3 protein-coding genes are annotated in these 7,051 nt (G+C 64.3%); 2 read left to right on the top strand and 1 reads right to left on the bottom strand.

Translation table 11 applies throughout. The features are described from left to right. Positions 1-25 precede the first annotated feature (25 nt). On the bottom strand, positions 26-1,582 hold the full coding sequence (locus tag BRX37_RS25675; RefSeq protein WP_318276970.1) for a TonB-dependent receptor plug domain-containing protein: 1,557 nt from the start codon (positions 1,580-1,582) through the stop codon (positions 26-28). 200 nt (positions 1,583-1,782) lie between these two features. On the opposite strand from BRX37_RS25675, the gene BRX37_RS25670 reads away from it, so the two are divergent. Together BRX37_RS25670 and BRX37_RS25665 are read left to right on the top strand one after the other, a co-directional pair. Continuing rightward, the gene (locus BRX37_RS25670) at positions 1,783-3,696 is read left to right on the top strand and encodes a rhamnogalacturonan lyase (RefSeq protein ID WP_486057174.1); all 1,914 of its coding nucleotides are present in this window, start codon (positions 1,783-1,785) and stop codon (positions 3,694-3,696) included. Positions 3,697-3,840: 144 nt separating this feature from the next. Then, positions 3,841-6,936, top strand: coding sequence for a DUF4982 domain-containing protein (locus tag BRX37_RS25665; RefSeq protein WP_125990281.1), 3,096 nt, complete (start codon positions 3,841-3,843; stop codon positions 6,934-6,936). Positions 6,937-7,051 lie beyond the last annotated feature (115 nt).

The raw sequence follows: 7,051 nt of genomic DNA, 5'->3' as shown, positions 1-7,051 counted from the left end.
CTGCAGCGACACCACCGCAAAGCCTTCAGGGGCAAGACGCGCTCGTTGAAATCGCCCGTTCATGACAGATCCTCCCAGTAAAGCGGGGGAAGGATACCATCACCAGCAGCAAAAGTGATTCAGAGCCGAAATTGGATGGGAAGCTGAAGACCGGCAGCCCCTGGTCATTGTTGCGGTCGATGGTGATGCCCGACACGCTGGTGCCCAGCGAAATGAGGTTGGTCTGCTGATCGGTATGGGCGGTCGCATGCGATCCCATCACGTCGATCTTCAACCGGCTATTGGGTTCCCAGGTAAAGCCGCCCGAGAAATATTTGCTGTCCTGGTCATAATCGAAGTCGCGGCGCTGCACGCCGATGATGTTCGCCGCACCATTCCAATTGGGGTTGGTTGCGGTGCCGATGTTGACGGCGTCAAGCGCGGTGGTGAGGCCGGTGACGACATGGTTCCCGTTGACCGTCGAAGTGCCCAGTTGGACCCGGCGACGCGACGTGCCGCCGCCCGCGCCGGCTGCCAGCTGCGGATCGAGGTTGAAGCGCTCGATGCGGCCCAAATCCACCGAATAGTTGGTGTCCTGCAGCTTCTGGTTGCGCAGATTGACCTGGCCGTTGACATAGGCGCGGAAATTGGGCGCCACCTGATATTGCAATGTGACATCGGCCGAGATGCGCTTGTCATTACGCACCAATTGGCGATAGCGCGGCACGGTCGGCGCCCAGTCGAAGAACTGGGTTTCGCACGCCAGCCGGTTGGCGGTGGCGGCCCCGGTGGTCGCACCACCGACGCCAGCGCAGCTCTCATATGTATTATAGTTGCTGTAGAGCGGGTTAGCGACCGTCTTCTCGGTCGAATGATCGAAATCGGCCAGCCGCTGCCAGTTGGTGTTGCTGATATAATCCTGGCGTGTGTCGACGTCGCTATAGGTGGCGTTGACCAGGATGCCCAAGCCATCGATCAGGAATTTGGGCGCGCCGGCAAAGAAGGTCAGGCGCGGCTTCCAGCTTTCCGTAAGATCCAGATGCTGGCCCGACGCGACCATCGAGATCAGTGGATCCTTCAGTTCCAGCGGCTTGCGCGTTTCGACGCGCACCGTGCCACCAATGCCACCTTCTGTCAGGTCGACGGCATAGCCCTTGTAGACGTCGATCGACTTGACCAGTTCGGCCGCGATTTCGCGGAAGTCGCCGGCGCGCGAACCGAGCGCGCTGACCTGGCTGACACCGTTGATCTCGACGCGGTTGAGGTCGGGTTCGACGCCACGGATCGAAATCTGGTTGCCCTCGCCAAATTCGCGGCTCAGCTGGACGCCGGTGATGCGGGCGAGCGAGTCACCGATATTCTTGTCCGGGAAGCTGGCGATATCATCGGCGACGATCGAGTCGACGACGGTGTTCGCTTCCTTCTTGCGGTTGATCGCCGATTGCAGCGAGGCGCGAGTGCCGACGACGACGATATCGGCAGCCGAAACGGCACCTTCCTTCTTTTCGCCTTCGTCATTTGTCTGAGCAATGGCCGAAGCCGACACCAGCATGACGCCGGCCATGGCGAGGGCGGAAGCGCCCTTCAGCGTCCGGCGAACCATTGCGATGTTTGAAAAATTGCGTGCACTTTCAGTGGTATGCTCGCGCATAGCCGATCCCCTCTCTCCCAGAACACCCCATGACCGACTCCGTTTCCCCACGGTCGTCGAATCAGTTTCTAGACGGAGAGTTACTGAACCTATATGTGGGATGCAATTCTAATATTTGGATCAGTAGTGATCCGGAGGGGAGCTTGATGCAAATGCGCACCACTATTCGGGCCTTTACCATGACGCTCGGGCTGGCGACTTCGACCATGGCATTGGCAACTGGCCCCACCGCCCGAATAGCGGCCGAACGACTTGATCGCGGCGCGGTAGCGCTACCAGCGCAGGGCGGCGGCATGCTCATTACATGGCGTCTACTGGCCGATGATCCCGCCACCATCCGCTTCCGCCTGTTGCGCGACGGCAAGCCGATCCATGACAGCCGCGTCGGCGAAGCCACTGCCTTCGTGGACAAGAAAGGCAGCGCCACCAGCCGCTATGCGGTGCAGCGGATCGGCGACAAGAGCGCCCCCTCCCCCGCCATGATGTGGGACAAATCCTATCTCTCCATCCCCCTCACGCCCCCCGCCGACGGCGTCACCCCGGCCGGCGAGTCGTTCAGCTACACCGCCAATGATGCGAGCGCGGCCGATCTGGACGGCGACGGCCGTTACGAGATCATCCTGAAATGGGATCCGACCAACAGCCATGACAACAGCCAGGCCGGCTATAGCGGGCCGGTGCTGCTCGACGCCTATCGGCTCGACGGCACGCGCCTGTGGCGCATCGACCTTGGCCGCAATATCCGCGCCGGCGCCCATTATACCCAGTTCCTGGCCTTCGACTTCGACGGCGACGGTCGCGCCGAAGTGGCGATGAAGACCGCCGACGGAACGGTCGATGGCATCGGCACGGTGATCGGCGACGCGAAGGCCGACTGGCGCGGCCATGATGGCGAAGTGCCCCAGCGCGACCGCACCGGCGCCAAGGTGCTGCCCGATGGCACCAAGGTCGCGCCGATGCAGGGCCGCATCGTCAAGGGGCCGGAATATCTGACCGTTTTCGACGGCCTCACCGGCAAGGCGCTGGCCACCGCCCCCTATGATCCCCCGCGCTATCCCGGCGGCAATCCCACGACCGCGCAACTGACCGAAAGCTGGGGCGACGGCTATGCCAATCGATCCGACCGGTTCCTGGCCGGCGTCGCCTATCTCGACGGCCATCTGCCCTCGATGGTCTTTGGCCGCGGCTATTATGCCCGCACCGCGATCGCCGCCTGGGACTGGCGCGACGGCAAGTTGACCCAGCGCTGGCTGTTCGACAGCAGCCGGCCAGGCAAGGGCGACTATGCCGGGCGCGGCAATCACCAGCTTTCGATCGCCGATGTCGATGGCGACGGCCGCGACGAGGTGATCTACGGATCGATGGCGGTCGATGACGATGGCAAGGGGCTGTGGACCCAGCCACTCTTCCACGGCGACACCATGCATGTCAGCGATCTCGACCCCGCCCGCCCCGGCCTGGAAAAATTCGGCGTGTTCGAGGATCAGCGCCAGAATGGCATGATCGGCTCCGCCCTGCTCGACGCGCGCACCGGCGAGATGCTCTGGTCCACCCCGGCCGAAAAGGATACCGGCCGCGGCGTCGCCGCCGATATCGATCCGCGCCACTGGGGCGCCGAGTTCTGGAACTCCAGTTCGGCCGAACTGTTCGACGTCGCCAGCAAGCCGATCGGCCCGCGCCCGCGCCAGATGAACTTCGCCATCTGGTGGGATGGCGACCTACTGCGCGAACTGCTCGACAAGACGACCATTTCCAAATGGGACTGGGAAAATGGCAGAGAAATCCCCCTGCTCTCGCCCGAAGGCCTGTCGTCCAACAATGGCACCAAGGCGACACCGGCGCTGCAGGCCGACCTGATCGGCGACTGGCGCGAGGAAGTGGTGTGGCGCAGCGCCGACAATCGCGAACTGCGCATCTACACCACCCCCTATCCGACCACGCACCGCTTCGTCACGCTGATGCAGGATCCGGTCTATCGCCTCGGCGTCGCCTGGCAGAACACCGCCTATAACCAGCCGCCGCACACCAGCTTCTACCTGGGCGCCGGCAAGCAGGGCGAACGCTGACCCTTGATCGGGTGGGTCGCGCCCCGTGCGCCACCCATCTGACTGACCAATATGTGGATCACATATCCATTTTTAGGGATATCTATTGACCCATCGCCCGCCATCGCCCAAAGTGGCCTGACCAATATTGGAGAGGGCAAGGGCATGAAGCGGAAATCGGCTGTCGGCGCGCGGGTGCGTCAGTTGCGGGGTGGCCTGGCCCTGCTGGCGCTGGCGCCGCTCCTTCCCGCTCTCCCCGCCGCCGCCCATGACGCCTCCACCGTCACCGCTTCGCCGCGCCAGACCTATAATCTCAATCCCGGCTGGCTGATGACCACCGGCGATCAGGCCGGCGCACAGCAACCCGGCTTTGACGACAAGGGCTGGCAGAGCGTCACCCTGCCCAACGCCTTCAACGAGACGCAGGCCTTCGCCCGCGATATCAAGGCGCTGTCCACCGGCATCATCTGGTATCGCAAGCACATCACCCTCCCCGCCGATGCGGCGCGCGGCAAGGCCTTCCTGGAATTTGAAGGCGTGCGCCAGGCCGCCGAAATCTGGGTCAATGGCCGCTCGGTCGCGCTGTCCGAACATGGCGTGATGGCCTTCGGCGCCGACATTACCGCCGCACTCAAGCCCGGCGACAATGTCATCGCCGTGCGCGTCGACAATGACTGGAAGTACAAAGAACGCGCCACCGGCAGCGGCTTCCAGTGGAATAATGACAATTTCAACGTCAATTTTGGCGGCATTACCAAGAATGTCCGGCTCCACCTGACCGGGCCAGTCTATCAGACGCTGCCGCTCTATTCGTCGCTCGGCACCACCGGCCAATATGTCTGGGCCGACGGTTTCGACATCGCCGGCCGCCGCGCGACCATCCATGCCGAAAGCCAGGTCCGCAACGACAGCGCCGCCGCCCGCGCCTTGTCGCTCCGCGTCGAAGTGCGCGATCCCGCCGGCCGCCGCATTGCCCGCTTCGACAGCGCCGCCGCCTCGATTGCGCCCGGCCAGACCGCCACCCTCGCCGCCGCCGCACCGGTCGCCGGCCTCCATTATTGGAGCTGGGGCTATGGCTATCTCTACACCGTGACGACCAGCCTGATGGACAAGGACAAGGTCATCGACAGCGTTGATACGAAGACCGGCTTCCGCCAGACCCGCTTCGGCGATGGCAAGATCGACCTCAATGGCCGCACCATCATGGTCCATGGCTATGCCCAGCGCACCTCCAACGAATGGCCCGCCGTCGGCACCTCCATCCCGCCCTGGATCAGCGACTTTTCCAACGCGCTGATGGTGGAGAGCGGCGGCAATCTGGTCCGCTGGATGCACGTCACCCCGTCAAAGCAGGACATCGAATCCGCCGACCGCGTCGGCCTGATGCAGGCGATGCCGGCGGGCGACGCCGAAAGCGACGTCACCGGCCGCCGCTGGGACCAGCGCAAGGAAGTGATGCGCGACGCGATCATCTATAATCGCAACAATCCCTCGATCCTCTTCTACGAAAGCGGGAACGAGAATATCAGCGAAGCGCATATGGCGGAGATGAAGGCGATCCGCGATCAATACGATCCCCATGGCGGCCGCGCCATCGGATCGCGCGAAATGCTGGACAGCAAAGTCGCCGAATATGGCGGCGAGATGATGTATATCAACAAGAGCGCGAAGCATCCGATGTGGTCGATGGAATATAGCCGCGACGAAGCCGCCCGCGCCTATCAGGACAATTTCACCCCGCCCTTCCACAAGGATGCGCCCGCCTATAATCGCAACCAGGACAGCCATGCCATCGAGGATGTGAAGCGCTGGAACGACTATTATGTCATGCGGCCGGGCACCGGCACCCGCGTCAGCTCGGGCGGGGTCAACATCATCTGGTCGGACAGCAACACCCATTTTCGCGGCGACAATAATTACCGCCGCTCGGGCGAAGTCGACGCCGTGCGCATCCCCAAGCAGGGCTTTTTCGCGCATCAGGTGATGTGGGATGACTGGGTCGACAGCGTCACCCCCGCCACCCACATTATCGGCCACTGGAACTATGCGCCCGGCACGGTCAAGGACATGAGCGTCGTGTCCAATGGGGATAGCGTCGAGCTGTTCCTCAACGGCCGCTCGCTCGGCAAGGGCCAGCGCAGCGATAGTTTCCTCTTCAGCTGGAAGAATGTCGCCTTCGCCCCCGGCACGCTGCGCGCCGTCGCCACCCACGCCGACGGCAAGACGTCGGAGTTCAGCCTCATCACCACCGGCCCGGCGGTCGCGCTCAAACTCACCCCCCATGTCTCACCGCGCGGCTTCGTCATGGACGGCGCCGACATCGCACTGGTCGATGTCGAGGCGGTCGATGCGCAGGGCCGCCGCGTGCCGGTCGACGCCAGCAAGGTCCATTTCGACCTCCAGGGGCCATCACTCTGGCGCGGCGGCATTGCCCAGGGCGACAGCCAGGGCAAGGTCCGCGCCGGTCAGACCGAGGGCGAAGCGGTGGTGACCAAGGCGCATGGCGCGGACGGCACCACCTCCTATGCCGGCACTGCGCGCGAGGAGGATAATTACATCCTCTCGCCCGACCTGCCGCTGGAAGGCGGCGTCAACCGCGTCCTGATCCGCGCGGGAACGAAGGCGGGCACGGTGTCGCTCACCGCTACCGCGCCGGGCCTGGAAACGGCCAGCCTGTCGATCCACACCAAGCTGCCCGCCGCCGCCAAGGGCGGCCTGTCCACCGATTTCGCCGACGCCTTCCAGCCCGGCAGCCTGGTGCGCGGCCCGACGCCCGCCACCCCCAGCTTCACCCCGCACCGCACGACTTTCGTCGCGCAGGATATCCGCGCCGGGTCAGGACAGGCCGATGCCGGTGCCACCGTCGACGACAATGAACTCACCCGCTGGGCGAGCGACGGCAAGCCCGACAATGGCTGGATCGAATATCGCTTCGCCACGCCGGTGCGCCTCAGCGAAATCGACCTGAAGCTGGTCGGCTGGCGCTCGCGTGCATATCCGCTCGAACTGACGATCGACGGCAAGAGCGTCTGGCGCGGCGAGACCGAACGGCAGCTCGGCTACACCACGCTCCGCTTCCCCGCCACGACCGGCCAGGCACTGCGCATCCGCCAGACCGGCCCGGTGCAGGACAAGGACGCCTTCGGCAAGGTGGTCGAACTGGCCAGCGCCCGCCAGGCCGGCGACACCGGCGCCGACGCCGTCCCGCCCGGCTGGCACCTCGGCATCGTCGAAGCCGAATTCCACGGCCCGGTGGACTGAGGCCCCCAACCCGCGCGCTCCCACATCCGTTCGTTTCGAGCCTGTCGAGAAACGACCAATTCCAGACATGTTCCCCCTCCCGCAGGCGGGAGGGGGTTAGGGGGTGGGCCTGCGC

Origin of the sequence: Sphingomonas sp. S-NIH.Pt3_0716 (assembly GCF_003950715.1) — a bacterium.
Taxonomy (GTDB): domain Bacteria; phylum Pseudomonadota; class Alphaproteobacteria; order Sphingomonadales; family Sphingomonadaceae; genus Sphingobium; species Sphingobium yanoikuyae_A.
The sequence above is the reverse complement of the archived record's forward strand: the minus strand, read 5'-3'. Positions and strand labels throughout refer to the sequence as shown.